The sequence below is a fragment of the Rheinheimera tangshanensis genome, from assembly GCF_014645135.1.
GTDB classification, from domain to species: Bacteria; Pseudomonadota; Gammaproteobacteria; order Enterobacterales; family Alteromonadaceae; genus Pararheinheimera; species Pararheinheimera tangshanensis.
In genome coordinates this window covers 438,579-456,742 of the sequence record NZ_BMLH01000001.1, presented here as the reverse complement: position 1 = coordinate 456,742, position 18,164 = coordinate 438,579, and the positions used below count along the sequence as shown (strand labels likewise).

The 18,164-nt window shown below is 46.8% G+C and carries 17 protein-coding genes; 6 read left to right on the top strand and 11 right to left on the bottom strand.

Translation table 11 applies throughout. The annotated features are described in order from the left end of the window. Window positions 1–40 precede the first annotated feature (40 nt). Genes IEW88_RS02110 through IEW88_RS02100 form a run of 3 tightly spaced genes read right to left on the bottom strand, consistent with a single transcriptional unit; the run spans window position 41 to window position 2,206 of the window. Window positions 41–790, bottom strand: coding sequence for a TIGR04219 family outer membrane beta-barrel protein (locus IEW88_RS02110; RefSeq protein WP_147902927.1), 750 nt, complete (start codon window positions 788–790; stop codon window positions 41–43). Between the two features lie 3 nt (window positions 791–793). Next, a complete protein-coding gene (locus IEW88_RS02105; RefSeq protein WP_147902928.1) occupies window positions 794–1,771 on the bottom strand; it encodes a DUF2333 family protein in 978 nt (325 codons plus the stop codon). A gap of 9 nt (window positions 1,772–1,780) precedes the next feature. Beyond that, complete coding sequence (locus IEW88_RS02100) at window positions 1,781–2,206, bottom strand: copper chaperone PCu(A)C (protein ID WP_053425610.1); 426 nt, start codon at window positions 2,204–2,206, stop codon at window positions 1,781–1,783. 316 nt (window positions 2,207–2,522) lie between these two features. Between IEW88_RS02100 and dusB the strand changes: the two genes are divergently transcribed. The 3 genes from dusB (at window position 2,523) to purH (ending at window position 5,765) form a co-directional block, all read left to right on the top strand. Next, a complete protein-coding gene (gene dusB, locus IEW88_RS02095) occupies window positions 2,523–3,509 on the top strand; it encodes a tRNA dihydrouridine synthase DusB (protein WP_301331461.1) in 987 nt (328 codons plus the stop codon). An 18-nt stretch (window positions 3,510–3,527) separates the two neighbouring features. Then, window positions 3,528–3,818, top strand: a complete 291-nt coding sequence (fis, locus tag IEW88_RS02090) for a DNA-binding transcriptional regulator Fis (protein WP_008897208.1) — start codon at window positions 3,528–3,530, stop codon at window positions 3,816–3,818. A 345-nt stretch (window positions 3,819–4,163) separates the two neighbouring features. After that, entirely contained in the window at window positions 4,164–5,765 is a 1,602-nt protein-coding gene (gene purH / locus IEW88_RS02085) for a bifunctional phosphoribosylaminoimidazolecarboxamide formyltransferase/IMP cyclohydrolase (RefSeq protein WP_147902929.1), read from the top strand. 74 nt (window positions 5,766–5,839) lie between these two features. Here purH and IEW88_RS02080 read toward each other — a convergent pair whose 3' ends face one another. From IEW88_RS02080 to IEW88_RS02065, 4 genes are all read right to left on the bottom strand, one after another. Then, a complete protein-coding gene (locus tag IEW88_RS02080; protein WP_147902930.1) occupies window positions 5,840–7,039 on the bottom strand; it encodes a PepSY-associated TM helix domain-containing protein in 1,200 nt (399 codons plus the stop codon). A 7-nt stretch (window positions 7,040–7,046) separates the two neighbouring features. After that, window positions 7,047–9,200, bottom strand: a complete 2,154-nt coding sequence (locus IEW88_RS02075; protein ID WP_147902931.1) for a TonB-dependent siderophore receptor — start codon at window positions 9,198–9,200, stop codon at window positions 7,047–7,049. A gap of 163 nt (window positions 9,201–9,363) precedes the next feature. Then, on the bottom strand, window positions 9,364–10,314 hold the full coding sequence (locus IEW88_RS02070; RefSeq protein WP_147902932.1) for a Kelch repeat-containing protein: 951 nt from the start codon (window positions 10,312–10,314) through the stop codon (window positions 9,364–9,366). Between the two features lie 108 nt (window positions 10,315–10,422). Next, the gene (locus tag IEW88_RS02065; RefSeq protein WP_185148514.1) at window positions 10,423–10,908 is read right to left on the bottom strand and encodes a SixA phosphatase family protein; all 486 of its coding nucleotides are present in this window, start codon (window positions 10,906–10,908) and stop codon (window positions 10,423–10,425) included. A 291-nt stretch (window positions 10,909–11,199) separates the two neighbouring features. Between IEW88_RS02065 and IEW88_RS02060 the strand changes: the two genes are divergently transcribed. The 3 genes from IEW88_RS02060 to suhB all read left to right on the top strand — a co-directional run bounded on the left by IEW88_RS02060 (window position 11,200) and on the right by suhB (window position 13,872). Continuing rightward, entirely contained in the window at window positions 11,200–12,477 is a 1,278-nt protein-coding gene (locus IEW88_RS02060; RefSeq protein WP_147902934.1) for an ATP-binding protein, read from the top strand. After that, window positions 12,474–12,989 carry a response regulator transcription factor gene (locus tag IEW88_RS02055; RefSeq protein ID WP_147902935.1) on the top strand — a complete coding sequence of 172 codons (516 nt, stop codon included), beginning with the start codon at window positions 12,474–12,476 and terminating at the stop codon, window positions 12,987–12,989. Before IEW88_RS02060 ends, IEW88_RS02055 begins: the two co-directional genes overlap by 4 nt. A gap of 79 nt (window positions 12,990–13,068) precedes the next feature. Then, window positions 13,069–13,872: an inositol-1-monophosphatase gene (suhB, locus tag IEW88_RS02050; protein ID WP_147902936.1), complete on the top strand. Its 804-nt coding sequence runs from the start codon at window positions 13,069–13,071 to the stop codon at window positions 13,870–13,872. Between the two features lie 71 nt (window positions 13,873–13,943). On the opposite strand, the gene IEW88_RS02045 is transcribed toward suhB, so the two are convergent. The 4 genes from IEW88_RS02045 to IEW88_RS02030 form a co-directional block, all read right to left on the bottom strand. Further along, on the bottom strand, window positions 13,944–14,954 hold the full coding sequence (locus tag IEW88_RS02045) for a HutD family protein (RefSeq protein WP_147902937.1): 1,011 nt from the start codon (window positions 14,952–14,954) through the stop codon (window positions 13,944–13,946). Window positions 14,955–15,461: 507 nt separating this feature from the next. Next, complete coding sequence (locus IEW88_RS02040) at window positions 15,462–16,499, bottom strand: sensor domain-containing diguanylate cyclase (RefSeq protein WP_147902938.1); 1,038 nt, start codon at window positions 16,497–16,499, stop codon at window positions 15,462–15,464. Between the two features lie 271 nt (window positions 16,500–16,770). Then, window positions 16,771–17,529 (bottom strand): DP-EP family protein, encoded by a 759-nt coding sequence (locus IEW88_RS02035; protein WP_185148515.1) that lies wholly within the window; start codon window positions 17,527–17,529, stop codon window positions 16,771–16,773. A 227-nt stretch (window positions 17,530–17,756) separates the two neighbouring features. Further along, window positions 17,757–18,143 (bottom strand): DP-EP family protein, encoded by a 387-nt coding sequence (locus IEW88_RS02030; protein ID WP_147902940.1) that lies wholly within the window; start codon window positions 18,141–18,143, stop codon window positions 17,757–17,759. Window positions 18,144–18,164 lie beyond the last annotated feature (21 nt).

The following is an 18,164-nucleotide window of genomic DNA, read 5'->3' as shown; positions in this document are numbered from 1 at the left end:
AACAACAAAATTCTGCGCTGGGGGCGGGATTGGCTATGGTTTAGAAATGCAGTTCCGCGGAAATGAACGCACCATCGAAGGTTAAATCTGCATCCAGGTTATCTATATCGTCCAGTTCCAGTTTAGTCTTTTTGACTCCGGCTTTTAACGCCAGATCAACAGCCAATGAATCGATCAATTCATAAGCAACACCAAACTGCATATCAGACAAGGAACTGCCGTCGTAGCTGACGTAATTCACTTCAGCAAACACCTTTGTGCCAGTGCCTAATAAACCAAAACTACCATACAGATACCCCATAGGGATCACCGCAGACAAATCCTGAGTCGCGCTTTGTCCCTGACTGGCGACAGTGATATCACCGTCGATATACTTAGCTGTCACACCGAGATCCAGGCTGACCAGATCATTGTCCAAAATTTCGTAATAAAAAGTAGCGTCAATATTGGATAAATCCAGATCCTGAGCCACATCTGTGCCCACAGCAAAAACCTGATTATCAAACTCAAAAGTACGATTTAAAGTGGTCGTGCCGTCAGACGTTAAGCTATTACGCTGCAGTTTAATATTCGGTAGCAAAGGAACCGGATGTTCAAGCTTGATATAAAAGCTGCTTAAATTTTTATCATCGAATTCGAAGTTTTGCTGGTTGCCTGTCTGACCAAAACTACCTTTGGCATCGGCAAAATGCAGATCAGCACCAAGGTACACACCACCAATGGTATCAGCCATAGCTGCAGGACCAGCCAACACAGCCAGAGCTACCATACTTAATACAGACTTTTTCATGCTTTATCCTTGCGCTAATAATTCAGTTAAATCCAACAGAGCTGCATTGGCTCTGGAGATATAATTCGCCATCACCAGACTGTGGTTTGCCATAAAACCAAAACCCCGACCGTTCAGGATCATAGGACTCCAGACGGGCTGTTGGGTAGCTTCCAGTTCACGAACAATCTGGCGTAAGCTAATCATCGCGTTTTTGTTGGTTAACACGTCGGCGAAATCCAATTCTATCGCTTTTAATAGATGTAACAAAGCCCAGCACGCACCACGTGCTTCATAAAACTCATCATCTATGCTCCACCAGCTTGTTTTAATTCTGTTGGATTCAGCAGTCAGTGTCGACTGTCTGGCATTTCTATCCCCGGCTAAATCAGTATTTAACCTGTCCTGCCCTACGCTGACACTCAAACGCTGACTATAACTACCAAGCCGTTTTTCCACGTTTTTGAGCCAATCACGCAGATTATCTGCTCTGGTGTAAAACTGGCTATCGGTTTTGGCAGGATCTAATAATGCGGTACGGTACAAAGCTAATTGCGTGATAGCCTGCTGATACTCAGATTCAGCGGCAGGCACAGCCCAACTGCGATGATCAATATTGAGCATAGGTTGAGCCAACTTTAAATACTGGTTTTCAATAGACTGAGATTGGGAACGACTTAAATCCTTACGCAATGCCAGTGCTAAATCCCGAGACATCTCTAATGCCCCTAATTCCCAGGCCGGCATGTTGTCCAACAAGGAGAAAGGTGGCGCCACGTCGTTACTGATAAAGCCAGCATTTTTCGTCAGCAGAGTGTCCAGCACTTTGATCAGCGCACTGGTAGTGGTGTAGCCCACGGTTTGCTTATGTTCCGGGCTAAGTTCGGCCGATAAATCTTTTACATCAAACAATTCAGGTTCACTACTGGCCCACCAGGCGGTGCCATAACCCAAAATAAAAACGAACAGCACGGCTAAACTTATAATCCTGAATCTGTTCATTTATAACTCCTAATGGCTTGCAATTGCGCTGACCGAAGCCTGAACCTCGATGGATTGACCATCTTTAAAAGTGAAACGTAACGGGATCTGTTGACCTCGTTTAATACTACCTTTGACATCAAACATCATCAGATGCAAACCACCCGGCAGAAAATGTATTTGATCACCCGCTTTTATCACAACAGATTCGACCTGCTGCATACTCATCATTCCGTCTTTAAAGCTGGTACGATGCAGCTCAATAGAACCAAACAGAGGGCTACTAGCGCCAGTAAGTTCTGCCGCTACGTTATTTTTGTTACTGATACTAAAATAACCTGCAGTCATGTTACGGCCAGGCAGTATTTCCCGAACTGTCGCATCTGTGACTATAACTTCAGCCAGAGCCAAACTACTGATTGCGCCTAAGCATAAGGTAAGTATCCATTTTTTCATTCAGGGTTCTCCTTTAAAGATCAGATCTTTATCTTACACGACAGAGGATGGGGCAACAAACTTAGCCGACGAAAAGCATTGACTTCTTTTATAAGCTGCTTTTTGTCCTGTTTTGGTGATAAAAACAGCAGCTGTACAATTATCTATAAGTCCTTCCCCCGATTTTATTGGGTTTTACATTTCAGAAAGTCTAGTTTTCAGACGTTTAGCGATTGTCAACCCAACAACCCCCTATAAATTTATACTTTTGTTTAAATAATAACCTTTGCATTGTTGGCAAAAATCCGTAAACTTAGCGCCCCTTTAGGGTAGAGCCTTGGTTTTAGCGGTGCGCATAGGTCCATATCAATTAACGAACAACGTAATTTGCGCTCCTATGGCTGGAGTGACGGATTACACTTTTCGTGAGCTTTGCCGTCGTTTTGGTGCAGGTTTAGCTGTATCAGAAATGATGTCGAGCAATCCTTTGGTCTGGCAAAGTGAAAAATCGCTAAATCGTATGACTCACCAAAATGAATCTGGTCTTCGATCGGTGCAAATTGCCGGTTCAGATCCAGATCAGATGGCTGAAGCTGCTGTGTTTAATGTTGAACATGGCGCCCAAATCATCGACATCAATATGGGATGTCCGGCAAAAAAGGTGAATAAAAAACTGGCGGGTTCGGCACTGTTACAGTATCCGGATTTAGTGCAGCAGATTATTCAGGCCGTCGTTCAGGCAGTATCAGTACCTGTGACCTTAAAAATCCGTACTGGCTGGAACATCGAACATAAAAATGGCGTACAGATAGCGCAAATAGCGCAGGACAACGGCATTGTGGCTTTAGCGGTTCATGGCCGAACCAAAGCTTGTATGTATAAAGGAGAGGCGGAGTACGACACTATCCGCGCTATTAAACAAAATGTGTCTATCCCGGTGATTGCCAATGGCGATATCACCACGCCGGAAAAAGCCAGATTTGTATTGGACTATACCGGAGCAGACGCGGTCATGATTGGCCGGGCCGCTCAGGGCAGACCCTGGATTTTCCGTGAAGTGGTGCACTATCTGCAAACTGGTGAACATCTGGCTTCGCCTTCAACAAGCGAGGTGAGGGATATTTTGCTGGAGCATGTCCGTGGCTTACACCAGTTATATGGTGAAGTGCTTGGCCCACGTATTGCCCGCAAACATGTGGGTTGGTACCTGGCAGAGCATGACAGCGAAGGCATGTTTCGCAGTGAATTTAATGGTATCGAACAAGCTCAACAGCAGTTGGATACCTTGAGTGTGTATTTCGAGCAATTACTAGCAGCAACCTAACGTAAAAGAGACTAGGCAATGTTTAATCAAAACGTGACTTCGCCATTTATCACCAACGCCCATGTTCAAACGCAAGAAAAACCGCAGCCTTTAAGCAACGCGGTACAAAAAGCGGTGGCGAACTACTTACAACAACTAAATGGTCAGGACGTCAACGACCTGTACGAATTAGTGTTGTCCGAATTAGAAAAGCCGTTATTAGAAGAAGTGATGAAATACACTCGCGGCAACCAGACCCGCGCTGCCAACCTGATGGGCATCAACCGCGGTACTCTGCGTAAGAAGCTGAAACAATACGGCATGAGTTAATGCCCCCGCGGGAGGAGTCCCGCAGCAAAAGCACCTTCGGGTGCTTTTTTGTTTTTCCGCGTCGTCTTTGACGCTGCAGCTTCGTTGGCTGCGTGCGCTCACCCAGGTCACATAGTGGACTATGCTCCCTGGGTCTCACGCCCTTGCCGCCTCGCCGCAACGTCAAATACTTAGCGGAACCACTTTAAGTAGTGTGTGAAGTAAAAAAGGGATTTCACCAGCTAATCCCGGCGATACAGCAAAGCCTTTTTTCTCTATGCTTATATCCTGGCTTTGTTGCTATCCAAAAGCTGCCCAAAACAGCAGTGCTGGTCCGAATTAACCATTACAGCGGAGAATGATCCAATGAACGCAGCTCGTCCAATCCGTCGCGCCTTGTTAAGCGTGTCAGATAAAACCGGTATAGTTGAATTTGCCCGTGCTTTAGCCGCCCAGGGTGTGGAACTGTTATCCACAGGTGGTACAGCCAAGTTGTTGGCAGAACAAGGCATAGCTGTCACTGAAGTGTCTGATTACACAGGTCACCCGGAAATTATGGACGGCCGCGTCAAAACGCTGCATCCAAAAGTACATGGTGGCATTCTGGCCCGCCGTGGTATGGATGAAGCTGTCATGGCAACAAACAACATCAAGCCTATCGATTTAGTGGTAGTGAACCTGTATCCGTTCGCCAACACAGTGGCCAAAGCAGGTTGTACTTTAGAAGACGCCATCGAGAATATCGATATCGGCGGCCCAACTATGGTGCGTGCTGCAGCGAAAAACCATAACGATGTGACTATTGTGGTCAACGCAGCCGATTACGACAAAGTGTTAGCAGAGATGGCTGCAAACGCAGGTTCTACTACTCATGCTACCCGTTTTAGTTTAGCCATCAGCGCTTTTGAGCATACTGCTCAATACGACGGTATGATTGCCAACTACTTCGGAACCATGTTACCTGCTTATGGGCTTGCCGCTGACGGTGATGAAGACGCCAAACCAAGCAAATTCCCGCGCACTTTTAATACTCAGTTCGTGAAAAAACAAGACTTACGTTACGGTGAAAACAGCCACCAAAGCGCTGCTTTTTACGTGGAAAACAGCATTCAGGAAGCCTCTGTTGCCAGCGCTACTCAGCTGCAAGGCAAAGAGCTGTCGTACAACAATATCGCTGATACAGACGCAGCTTTAGAGTGTGTAAAAGAATTCGACGAACCAGCTTGCGTCATCGTTAAACACGCTAACCCTTGTGGTGTAGCTATTGGCGACGATATTCTGGCGGCTTATGAGCGCGCTTACAAAACAGACCCAACCTCTGCTTTTGGTGGCATTATCGCTTTTAACCGCGAATTAGATGCTAAAACTGCCGAAGCTATTGTCAGCCGTCAGTTTGTTGAAGTCATTATCGCGCCAAGCGCTACAGCTCAGGCTGCAGCTGTGGTGTCAACCAAACCAAACGTGCGTTTACTGGTCTGTGGCGAGTGGGACAGCAAAACCACAGGTTTTGATATCAAACGTGTCAACGGTGGTGTGCTAGTGCAAGACCGTGACCAGAAAATGGTCGGTCTGGATGACTTAAAAGTAGTGTCCAAACGCCAGCCTACTGCAGATGAATTACGTGACTTGTTGTTCTGCTGGAAAGTGGCCAAATATGTGAAATCTAATGCTATTGTTTATGCCAAAGACAGCATGACTATTGGCGTCGGTGCAGGCCAGATGAGCCGTGTCTACAGTGCGAAGATCGCCGGTATCAAGGCTGCTGACGAGAACCTGGAAGTCAAAGGTTCAGTCATGGCATCAGATGCATTTTTCCCGTTCCGTGATGGTATTGATGCAGCAGCTGCTGCAGGTATCAAAGCTGTGATCCAGCCTGGTGGCTCTATGCGCGATGCAGAAGTGATAGCTGCTGCAGACGAGCATGGCATGACGATGATCTTCACAGGCGTGCGTCATTTCCGTCACTAAAACCTAAAAATGGGGTCAGATCACATTGTTAACCGTTAACAATGTGATCTGACCCCATTTTATTTTGTTGAACGCTATCGTAGAGATCCAAGCAATGGCGACAAAGGCAAGTTTTCTACTTCACGTTGTGAAAACTGCACCGAAGTCACCACCAGCGCCGTAATAACCAATACTGACGACACCGCTCCGCTCCAGCCTATCCAGCGCATCAGTTGTGGTTGTTGTCTTTTGGTGCGCAGCCAGTGCATCCAAAGCCCTCCCGCCACTAAAAAGGTAAAACCCAGCCCAAACACAAAATACAGCAGCTTGACGCCAAACCCGGCAAAGTTACCAAAATGCAGCGGGTCAGCCATATCTGAGATATAAGCCACAGGTTTTAAATCGCCGCCTTTTTGGATCTTCAGCACTTGCGCCGTCACCGGATGCAGGTAAATGCGGTTGGCTCTGTCGCGCACCAGCAGCGTATCATCCTGCCCAGTCACCACCACAGGCGCTTTGTCAGACAGCGGATAATTCAGCGCTCTGATATCCAGTTCAGGTCTGGCCTTTTGCGCAGCTTGCATTAATTCGGTTACAGACAAAGCTTTATGTGTGATGGCCTGCTCCAGCTTCGGCGCTTTTGGGTAATGATCCACTTTAAACTTCAGTAAAAAGTGTTCGGTAAAGTACCAAAGCCCTGTCAGAAACATCAGCAGAATAAAACCCCAGCACCAGACGCCTGTCCATTTATGCCAGTCTGACCAAAAAGTACGGCCGGAGGCTTTAGCACCGGAAGGCAGCTGAAAACCTTTACGCCACCACTGCCGGTACACATAAAAACTGCTGATTAAAATAATCAGCAGCAAAAAACTTAAACTGGTGACTATGATTTTGCCGGTAGAACCCAGCGACAGGTACATATGAATATTACGTAAAAACCGCGATACGGTGCCCCACTGACCTTCGCCTGTTAAAGCTCCGGAAGCGGGATCAAAATAAACAAATTTAAATTCCGAGCCTGCATTTAAACTTACGGCGCCCGCCAAATACCATTGTTCCGGCACGTTGAGATTGCTGATCTGATAGTCGGGATAAGCTTTGGCTAAATTCTGCTCCAGCACCTGCCAGGGCACAGGTCCCTGTCGTTCAGACAAGGCCCTGTATTTTTGATGCGACAGATACTGAATTTCATGACTGACCACGGCCAAAGTGCCGGTCAGACAGACCAGCAACATCAGCAGGCCAAAAGCAAAACCTGCAAAGGAATGTAACTTATACCAACTTCTGCCGTTCATAGCCAGCTTAGAACTGATAACTGGCTGTGACTATTAAGCGGCGTGGCTCACCCGGAAAATGGCCGGTGCGTTCAATAAAACCAGCAGTGGCATAAGTTTTATCAAACAGATTTTTCACATTGGCCTGAAACATCCACTGCTGCCAGCGGGTTTGCCAGCTCATATCAAAGACGGTGTAGGATTTTACATGCTGACCATCAATACTTAACTGATCGCTGACATAATCCATACCTGCTGCTATGGCTGAGTTGATGCTGTCCAGCTCGTAACGACTCCATATCCCGACCTGATGTTGTGGCGCATTGGCAAACTTGTCTCCCACCGCATTGGTAATAGCGCTGGTGCTTTCGACAATACGGGTATCGTTGTAGGCATAGTTCAGATTCAGCACCCAGGAGTCGGTTAAGTCGCCCAGCAGGTCCAGTTCCACGCCTTTACTTTTGACTTCGCCCAAAGCGATTTGATCGTCACGACCATCCCCACCGACATCACCACGAGGGTCCGCCTGCAGTATGTTATTTCTGATCATTTCATAAGTAGCCACATTCAGGCGGATTGCATCATTAAGCAAAGAAAAACGCGCGCCCGCTTCGATAATACTGGATTGCTCAGCTTCAAAAGGACCACCCACTTCAGGCACCTGAGACGCACTTGCCTGCGGGCTGAAGCCTGTGCCTTTCAGTGCATACAAACGCACCCAATCGGTCAACTGATAAGTAGAACCGACACGCCAGGAGCTGTCGTTACCATCCACTTTGGACGAGGCCATATTGTTTTTATCTTCAAAACTATCCCAGCGCACACCCAGCAACAGATTCCAGCTTGAGGTTAAATCTAACTGATCCTGCAGATAAAAACCCTGCCGCACAGCAGTGGTATCGGTCGGCGTAGATTTGATGCTGTCGATATCATAATCCGCAGCTGAGGTCAGGCCATACACAGGGTTGATTAAACTAATACCTAAGGCCTTACCGCCCTGCTCGATTGGCGCTACGTTGCGGCCTAAAAAGTACGAGTCCTGCGTCATGGTATCAGCACCAATTAACAACTGGTGATTCAAACCCGCAGTGCTGAACTCTACTATGTTGTTCCAGGTCACGCTGTCTGCGGTATTTTCGCGGCGCTGATCCCTGAACTGACGGCGGCAATAATCCACCACACCATCACCATCTGTGTCGAAGCTACAGAAAGGTTCATGGTAGTTCTGCAATTCGGTATTATCGTAATGACGCCAGGTCAAATCGGTGCGCCAGTTGCTGTTAAATTCATGGTCAGCCCGCACCTGCCAAACGTCTGCTTCTAACGACTGAAAATCTGTCGCTTCGTTATGGTTCCAGGCTCTGTCGCCAAGGAAATTACCCTGATCATCTGTTGGCACACCGCGTAAACGGGCCCCCTGATAATCCTGCGTCAGAGTATTGTATTGCAATGTCAGACTGGTGCTGTCTGTGATATCAATCAGATACCCCAGATCCAGAATTTCATTTTCAACTTTGGTATTCCAGCGAAACGGCTGCTCAGAATCGCGGTAATAACCAAAACGGTAGGCTTGCTGCTCGTTCAGTGGACCACTCAACTCCAGTGAACCCTGCCAGTAATCATCATTGCCTAAACCTAATTCCAGCTGATTTTTCGCGGTACGTTGTGGTTTTTTAGTCACATAGTTAATTAGGCCACCAGGAGCGCTGCTGCCGTACAAAGCGCCGCTGCTGCCTTTGAGTAACTGCACTTCCTGCACGTTAAACAACTGAGGCACAGCAAAACCATTAAATGGATCGCCTCTTACGCCATCATATAAAATTTCGTCCTGACGGAAACCACGAAAGGTCACGCCTGAGTAACTAAAAGCACTGACGCCACTCATGCTACGGTAAAGATCAGTGACCTGACGAGCCGCCTGATCACGGATCAGCGCTTCCGGTAATACCTGAATATTTTGCGGCACCAGCTCTAAATCTGTATCTGTTCTTGTGCCTACACTGCTTTGAGAAGCGCGGTATAAAGTCTGAGCGCGGCCTTTGACCTCTATCACTTCCAGTTCTTTATCAGCTTGTTGTGTATCAGAACCTTCTTGATCTGACAGCTGGGCATAAGACGGAATTGAATGTAAAGCAGCAATAACAGCAACAGCCAGTAACGAAGGAGATGGTAAGGACAACATAACAGCCTCAAAGCAACAACAAAGGTGCACAGACTAAACGAGAATGATTCGCAATTCAATATCATTTATAGCAGTATCTGTGACTTTGTATTAGCTGCGGGTTTGCAATTGAAGGGAATAAGCAGGGCAATGCCTAATGCCTGAAGGTTTGCCCTGATTTGAATTAAAAACTGAATTTTTGAATATAGTTAAGGAAAGGTCCATTCCCGCCGATAGTGCCACCAAACACATAAACGTCATCATCAAAAGTGACAGCTGCATTATGCCTACTGGCTTTGTAACCCAACTCCAGTTTCTGCCACTGTCCTTTATCAAAATCGTAGCTGTAGGTGGACGTCATATTTTCGTAGTCCCCAAATGCTAGCAATTGGTTTTGCAGTACAGCAACAGAATGGGCGCTAAGCTTTACAGGCAAAGGCGGTAGAACCTGCCACTCACGGGTTGTCGGATTAAAACGTTCAAAGGAATTTAACGCACTTTGCCTGTTATAACCCCCAACCAAATAAATCCATTCGTCTTTCAGCACAGCCTTGGTATCTTTTGGTGTTGGCATATCCTTTGCCCTAAACCACTGCCTTTCTGCCAGGTCATAAATCGCTACAACAGAGGTAGACATTATGGTGTCACGCTCAAGACGAGAGCCACCAAACACAACTATCCGGCCATCAGAAAAAACTGCTGTATTGTTCAGGGTAGGCGCTGGTAAATTTGGAGCAAAAGTCACATCACCTGTTCTGGTGTTTAACACTTCTACTCTGGGTTCTATAGCAGAACCCCGTGCTGAAACTGAGATCCCACCCAAAATATAGACAGATTCATTGCCATCCCATACGGCTGAAAAATAACGGCGTGGGATCAACTTTTTTTTCCAGTGTTCAATTTGCCCAGTGGCTGGATCATAAACTTCAATATCAGACAGCAATCCTGATTTATCAGAACCAGCGAGAATAAAGATCCTTTTTCCATCCTGCACTGCGGCATGACCAAATCTGGCCTTGAGCATGGTATGCTCAGTAACGGGAACCACAGCGTTGTGGCTACAGGCAGTGACAAAAAGTAACAGCAGGCTAACCCACAACCACTGACCGATTTTATTGCAATAATCCTTATTCACACTAGTCCCTTAGTTTACAAAAAATATACAGGCTGTTTTATATCTATTTAAGCAACACAATTCAAGTCGTCATTAGTTCCGGGACATTCAGATAAAAACCTCGGAGGCTTACATAAACTTAGCAGGTACAGACCAGGCCAGTCGCACAGGTACTGTGGCTTCAGTGCCTAGTTCCAGACAAGTTAAAGAGGCTTTTTTCAGTTCAAGAAAAGTTTTATCCAACCCTAATAATTCATTCACCAGCAATGCCATCTCAGGTTCATGCCCCACCAACAGCACAGCTTCATTGTCTTGCAACTGGCTGAATAAATGCGTTTTTGCTTCAACTGCCGGTACAGCAGGCAATAAACAAGGCCATTCTTCAACCAGTACTTTTACTCCTGAATCTTTACGTACTAAAGCGGCCGTTTGCACGGCTTTAGTGTGTGGACTGCAGAAAATCCGATCCGGTAACAAACCATGTTTTTGCATAAAAGCCGCAACACGGCGCGCTTGTAATCTGCCTTTTTCATTCAGGCAACGATCGGCCTCATCCACCATGGAGTTTCGTACATCAGCCGTGGCATGACGCATCAGATAAAGTACAGCTTTCATCCATATTACCTTCATTGCAGAAAATGCAGGCAGACTATAGGCCTCGGGTTACAGTTGTATGACTTTCCCTTTTGTCATTGACGCTGCTGCTTTGTTGACTGCGCTCTCTCGCCCCAGTCGCACCTACAAAACCAACAAAACCAGCTGCGACCTTTTGCCACATTGCGAAGCGCCCAAAACCAGACCAGAATGACTCCGACTTCCATCAGATGACAAGGTGTTCCCACTCCTATAATCTGAGCTGTCAGTTTTTTGCAACGGCTGCTTAGCAGCCGCTTTTTTTGAGATGCTATGAACGCCATTTTTTCCCGCAACACACTTCATACAGAGCAGCCAATTCAGCAACTGCAACGTTTTCGCTGGATCTTAATTGGATTGGAACTGCTGGCCAGCCTGACGGGTTACTTGCTGGAGTACCCTATCCATAGCTGGAGTCTGCTGTGTTTTGTTATTGCGGTGCATGTATTCACCAATATCAGTCTGAAACTCTGGCGAGGCAACAAAGGCTCTGAACAACGTTTTATCGCCATCAGTATTCTGATTGATCTTTTTATGATCACAGCGCTGCTGGCCATGACAGGAGGCGCCAGCAATGGTTTTGTCGCTATTTTACTGCTGCCTGTGGCCGTTACTGCTGTGTTATTTTCCACACTCCCCAGCTACCTGATGGCGATACTGGCTATTGGCTGTTACAGCCTGCTGCTGCAAGTTCCATTGACTACAGATGTGCATGCCATGCACCAGCATCATAGTGCTGAGCCAGCGGGCACAGAACCTTTTAGTCAGCATATCAGCCAGATGTGGTGGGCTTTTAGTTTTAGTGCTTTTATCGTCAGCTGGTTTATCAGCGCCCAAACCCAGCGTATCCGCAGCACTTCAGCTCAATTAAACAAGCTGCAACAAAAGCAGCTGCAGCATGAACAAATACTGGCTGTGGCCACCTACGCTGCCAATGCGGCACATGATTTGGCCACCCCACTACAAAATCTGGTACTGCTGACCGACGAGCTGACTGAACAACAAGACCCTGAATTAGCTGCAGATTTACGGCAGCAATTACTGCTTTGCCAGCAAATAGTGCAAAAACTTCGCAGTAATGCCCAGCAACTGCGTAAAGGTGACTTACAATCCCAGCCTTTGTATAACGCTATAGAACACAGCATTCAGCTCTGGCTGGTCAGCAGGCCTGAAATCAGCATGGAGCAACACTTCAGCAGCGATCAGTCGCCTTTAACAGTCAGCGACAGCATCAGTCTGGCCGCAGCTTTATTTAATATTCTGGATAATGCCGCTGATGCCAGCTTAGCCAACAAAGAACCTCGGTTAAGTCTGACCATGCAGCAACATAACAGCCAGTTAGAGTTACAAATCCGCGACTATGGCCCGGGTTTACCGGAGAGCGAACTGGCGCAATTGGGTAAAAAACCCAGCCCCAGTGAACAAGGTTTAGGCTTAGGCCAGTTTCTGGCCAATGTGTCTATTGATAGTTTAGGTGGCAAAGTGGAACGGCAAAACTGTGCGGATAATGGCGTATTAACCCGTATTTATTTTGGTAATAAAACAGAATGAAACTGGTACTACTGGACGATGATGTCACGTTAACCCGCACTTTATGCCGTCGGCTGGAAGCATTGGGGCATCAGGTGAAAAGCTATAACGAGGTGATAAGCCCGGACTTACTGGTGGCAGAACAAGCGGATTGCTACCTGCTGGATTTACGTTTTGGTGTGGCCTCAGGTCTGGATTATATTGCACCACTGCGCCAGCAGTTGCCGACATGCCGCATTGTGTTATTAACAGGCTACGCCAGCATCACCACAGCAGTGCAAGCGGTAAAAGCAGGAGCAGACGATTACCTGACCAAACCTGTCGATTTTGCTACTTTAACTCAGGCCTTAAGTGGCCACATCAGCCAGGCAACAGCAGCCACTGAACCCGAAGTGTTATCGACAGATCAGCTGGAATGGGAGCATATTCAACGGGTTCTGGAACAGCATCAGGGCAATATATCCCAGACTGCCAAAGCTCTGGCGATGCACAGGCGCACTTTGCAGCGCAAACTACAAAAACACAGGCCCTGAATTCGCTTTACTTTTTCCTGTCAGCGGCTACAATACGCGCCGCTCTTTTGACTGTTCTTTATACAATAAGGTAATCGTTATGCATCCGATGTTAAACATCGCAATTCGTGCTGCCCGCAGCGCAGGTAATGTCATCGCTAAAGCTTGTGGTCAGATGGACTTAGTTCAGACGACTCAGAAAGGCACTAATGACTTTGTGACCAACATCGATAAAGAAGCAGAACAGGCCATAGTGCATGTTTTACGTAAGTCATTCCCGGATCACGATATTATCGGTGAAGAGAACGGCGAATATGGCAACAACAATAGCGATTACCAGTGGATCATCGACCCGCTTGATGGCACCACAAACTTTATCAAAGGCATTCCTCACTTTGCGGTATCCATAGCTCTGCGTCATCAGGGCAAACTGGATCAAGCCGTGGTATTTGACCCATTACGTGGCGAAGTGTTCACCGCATCCCGTGGTGCAGGCGCTCAGCTCAATGGCCGTCGTATCCGTACTACTAATTTACCTGATTTAGGCGGCGCTATTCTGGCGACTGGTTTCCCTTTTAAACACAAACACCATTTAGACGCGTACACTGAAACCTTTAAAACTCTGATGGTTCAGGCCGCAGACGTGCGTCGTACTGGTTCGGCAGCGCTGGATTTATGTTATGTCGCAGCAGGCCGTTTTGATGGTTTCTGGGAAATTGGTTTAAAGCCATGGGATTTTGCTGCAGGCGAGCTGATTTTACGTGAAGCCGGTGGCTTAATCAGTGACTTCGCTGGTGGTAACAACTACCTGCGCAGCGGCAACATCGTAGCCGCAAGTCCAAAAGTATTAGGTGCCATGTTAAAAGGCATGCGCCCGCATTTGACAGAAGCTCTGTTGAAGTAAATAGCTTGAGGTCAGAGCACATTTGCGCAGCAAAAGTGCTCTGACCCTTTATGTTCGTCTCAATGTTCAAATCAAACTTGCGGCTTAGTCAAAGGCAAACCTGCATTGACCCAGGCGGTATAACCACCCGCCAGACTCCAGACATCCTGATAGCCCATTTTCTGCAGCATATCGGCCGCTAAAGCCGAACGAAAACCACCACCACAATACAAAATCAGCGTTTGCTGTTTATCCTGCACTGCGTTTTCCACATCGCGCTCAATTACGCCTTTACCCAAATGAATAGCAGCAGGCAAATGCCCGGCCAGCCACTCTAAATCTTCCCGCACATCGACCAGCACATAAGGGGTTGGAAACTGCTGCAAATCCGCAATAGTCAGCTCTTTTACTCTACTTTTGGCATCTTCAACTAAAGCCAAAAAGCCTGGGGAATGTTGTTTGCTCATTAGTAAATCCTTTCTAACATCAGTGTCTTTATGGTACGCGCCTTGGCTGGCTTGTAAAGGAGGCCGTTGGTGAATACAGATCCACACCAACTGACATGGCTCTACACCAGCGCTAATCTGCAACTCCCCCACCTCGTCAGTGCATAACAAGCTTTGCCCTGCTTCGAGCTGATCACTCTGCCCGGCGAAACTCACCTGAAGCTGGCCAGAAGCCAGATACAAGATTGATTCTTGTGCCAGCACCAAAGACAAAGGATTTGTCACAGACACAACCAGCAAACTGGCTTTTATATCAGCGCGTCTGGTCATCAGGTTAAAATCCCGTACCGGGCCGTCAATCAAGGTGCAGTTAATAGCGGTTTCACCGGTAAAAGCAAAAGGTACTAAGGCTTTATCCAGCACCACGGGCTGATCTTCAGCACCATACAAACAAAAACCATTGCCTTGCAGCAGCATAATAATGCGGTCGGTTTGTTCAAAACGGGAAAAAGCACAGTCACTGGCGACTTCAGCGATGGAAACACGCCAGCGCATACCGGCATTGTCGTCAGAACGGGCAAGCTGATGCGTAATGCCACCGCCATTTTTCCAGGCCTGAGTTTGCCATTGGTTGGGGGATATAAGTTGGAGCGCCATAACAAGAACTTAAAAGCGGTTTCAGGTGGCTTATCTTAGGCGCTGAACTGCTATGACAAAAGAGCAGCACAAATAAAAAAACGCCCCTTTGCAGCGAGGCGTAAAACAATCAGCAGGTGTTGTTGCAGCAAAACCTGCTGTGTTTTGGGGCGAGAATACGAAGTCAACGAAGCTACGGCTTCAAGCACAACGAGCCTATTGCCCTAAGTAATTAGAGTTGCAGCGAGGCGACGAGGCTTCGAGACCCAGAGAGCATAGTTCACCTATGTGTCATTGGATTGAAGCGAGAACTCTCAGCTCATACCAATCACCATGTTCCACGAACAACCGGGGCGAGAATACGAAGTCAACGAAGCTGCGGCTTCAAGCACAACGAGCCTATTGCCCTAAGTAATTGGAGTTGCAGCGAGGCGACGAGGCTTCGAGACCCCGGGAGCATAGTTAACCTATGTGACCGGGGCGAGAATACGAAGTCAACGAAGCTACGGCTTCAAGTACGACGGGCAATCAGCAACTACTGCTAATACAATTCCTTCCCTCAGCCTTAGCACGGTATAAAGCTGTATCAGCAGCACATAACATCGCAAAGGGTGTGCGGAACTGACCGTTGATTTCACTGGCAAACCCCTGGCTGACAGCCACAGAGATATCGTCTGACAAACCTTGTTCTGAAAACTTCAGCTGACTGACATAATGCTGCACTTTAACCGCCACAGCTTTAGCCATAGCTTCGTCGTGGTACGGCAGAATAAGCGCAAACTCTTCACCACCATAACGGGCCGCTAAACCCTGACCACGAGGAACGGCCAATGAAATAGCAGCGGCTATACGGCGTAAACATTCGTCGCCCTGAATATGGCCATATTGGTCGTTAAACTGCTTGAAATGATCGACGTCAACAATCAGCACACTAACTGGGCTTTGTGTTTTATTGCATTCATCCCAATAGTTCTGCAACATCTGATCAAAATGGCGTCTATTGGCAAGCGCAGTTAAAGGATCGGTGCAGGCCAGCGTATGCAATTTATAACATTCGGCTTTATGAGAAGTCAGATCACGCATCACAATCACCAGCAACGGGTCATCTGAAGGCAAGTAGCTCAGGGTCAGCTCAATATCTTTTATATCCCCATTGACGCAAATAATAGCCATTTCAGTCGGCTTTTGTTGCTGCGACAACACACCACGACGGCCCATATCGACCAGGTTGTGGTAATGCGGCTGATAACGTTTGACTAAAAAGTCCGGCCAGCAATGCCCACGCAATGCGCCTTGGGTATGGCCCAAAAACTGCGCTGCTTTATTATTGATGCAAACAATACTGCCACTGGAATTCACCACCAACACAGCCTCAGACAAATACTCAATCAGGGCAGGTAAAGCTTCAAGCTGAGGGACCGCATAACCACCAGCGCCAGAAAAATCGATCCGGCTTACATCGTTGCGGTTATAAAGCGAAGGGTTCAGTTCAGTTGAACTGGTGTTGGCTTCACTTACAGGTGCAGAGGTTAAATATAATCTTTTAGATTGTGCTGAACGTGTCATAGGTCTGTGCTCCATAAGCCCTGGTACCGACGCATTGCTGCGTTTACTGAGCATGACTTTAGAACTTATGGAAAAAACAAACCTTCCGGCAACCTTCCGATTTAACTTATTGAATTTAAATAAATTACTTTCTCATAAAAACTATAAAAGCCCCAGCAAGGGGCTTTTTATTCAGCTTTGTTGTTTGTGTCAGCAGTAAAATGCCTGTTTACACTTGCTGATAAAGACAACTTTTCAGCTTTTACCGCCAAACACAAAAGCTTCGGCAAGCTTACATAGGGGGCAATTCACCTTTGTTTATAACCTGCGGATCCGGGCTTACCAACAGCAAATCATTTTCTTCCGACTCGAGGATAAACTGGTATTTGCTGACACCGGAGTTTTCAATATTGTTCTCCAGCTGAATACTTTGGCCGTCCTGACTTACCGTTACTTTTTCTATATGGCCGTCAAAAGGGTTGGTAAAACCAGCGCCTGTTAAACGTAAACCTTTAGGCGATTGTTCACTCTGCACTAACACATAGGTAACAGTGGTATTTTCAGTCAGCTCGACATTACCGTCACACACAACACCACCTTGAGCATAACCAAATATCGCCTGTTTATTTTTATCCAAGGTGACACTGGTTTCGATAGGATCGGCGGCATTACAAAATGGCAGGCTGGAGCCTGTTAATAATAATTTATCGGTGTCTGTGATAATCGCGGCATTTTGATACTGGCTGATGCTGCTTTGTTGGCCAAATAGCGCCAGAATTTTATAAATCTCTGTAGCCGACAGGTTCGTTTCCAACAGCTCTTTATCAAAGCTTGGTGCCTTACCTTTTTTCGAAAACTTTACACTACTGACAAACTGAAATACATGCTGTTCCAGTGCATCTAAAGGCGAAGCTGAATTTAACAGCTGTTGTAAATCGGCATTGGTTTTTACAGGGGCAAGTGCCAGATCAATTTCTTGTTGAGTGGCGGCCTGGCTGAAAAATGGTGCTGCTGCCAATAAGGCAGTAAAAAGTAAGGACGTTTTTTTCACGCTAATTCCTTTTAATTGAAAGGGTTAAGATGGGGATAAAATCGATTACACACTAATAGAGGGACAGCGAATACACAATAGAAAATCGAGGGGCTGCTTGAGTTATGGCTTTTTTAAACTGAAGTAAAAAGCCCCGGCTGGGGGCTTTTAGATTAAGAGTTACTTACCGCTACAGGGGCTCGATACTGAATTAGATACAGTTTAGAGCCAAGTTGTAAGACGCAGTATTAAGACTTAGGTGGAACTTGGCCTTTGTTTACAATTTGTGGGTCAGGACTTAGTAGCAGCAAACTATTGGTTGTATTGGTAAAAATTAACTGGAACTTGGTAGTGCCTGACACACTATCTTCATCCACCAGTACCAGTTCCTGACCATCTGCAGAAACTTGTACAGCATCAATAATATGGTCATAAGGGGTTAAAAAACCCGCGCCCATAAAAGCATAACCAGCGGAGTTGACCAGTCTGTAGGTAATATCTTCGCCACAAGTCACCACCACACTACCAGTGCAAACTGCACCATCCTGCAGATATGTGACTTTAGGTTCCTGACTCGCATCCAGCGTAATCATCACATCAATAATAGGGCCCTGAATTAATGTTGTTGCGTTCATAAAATTTCCTTGGTTTGGGTT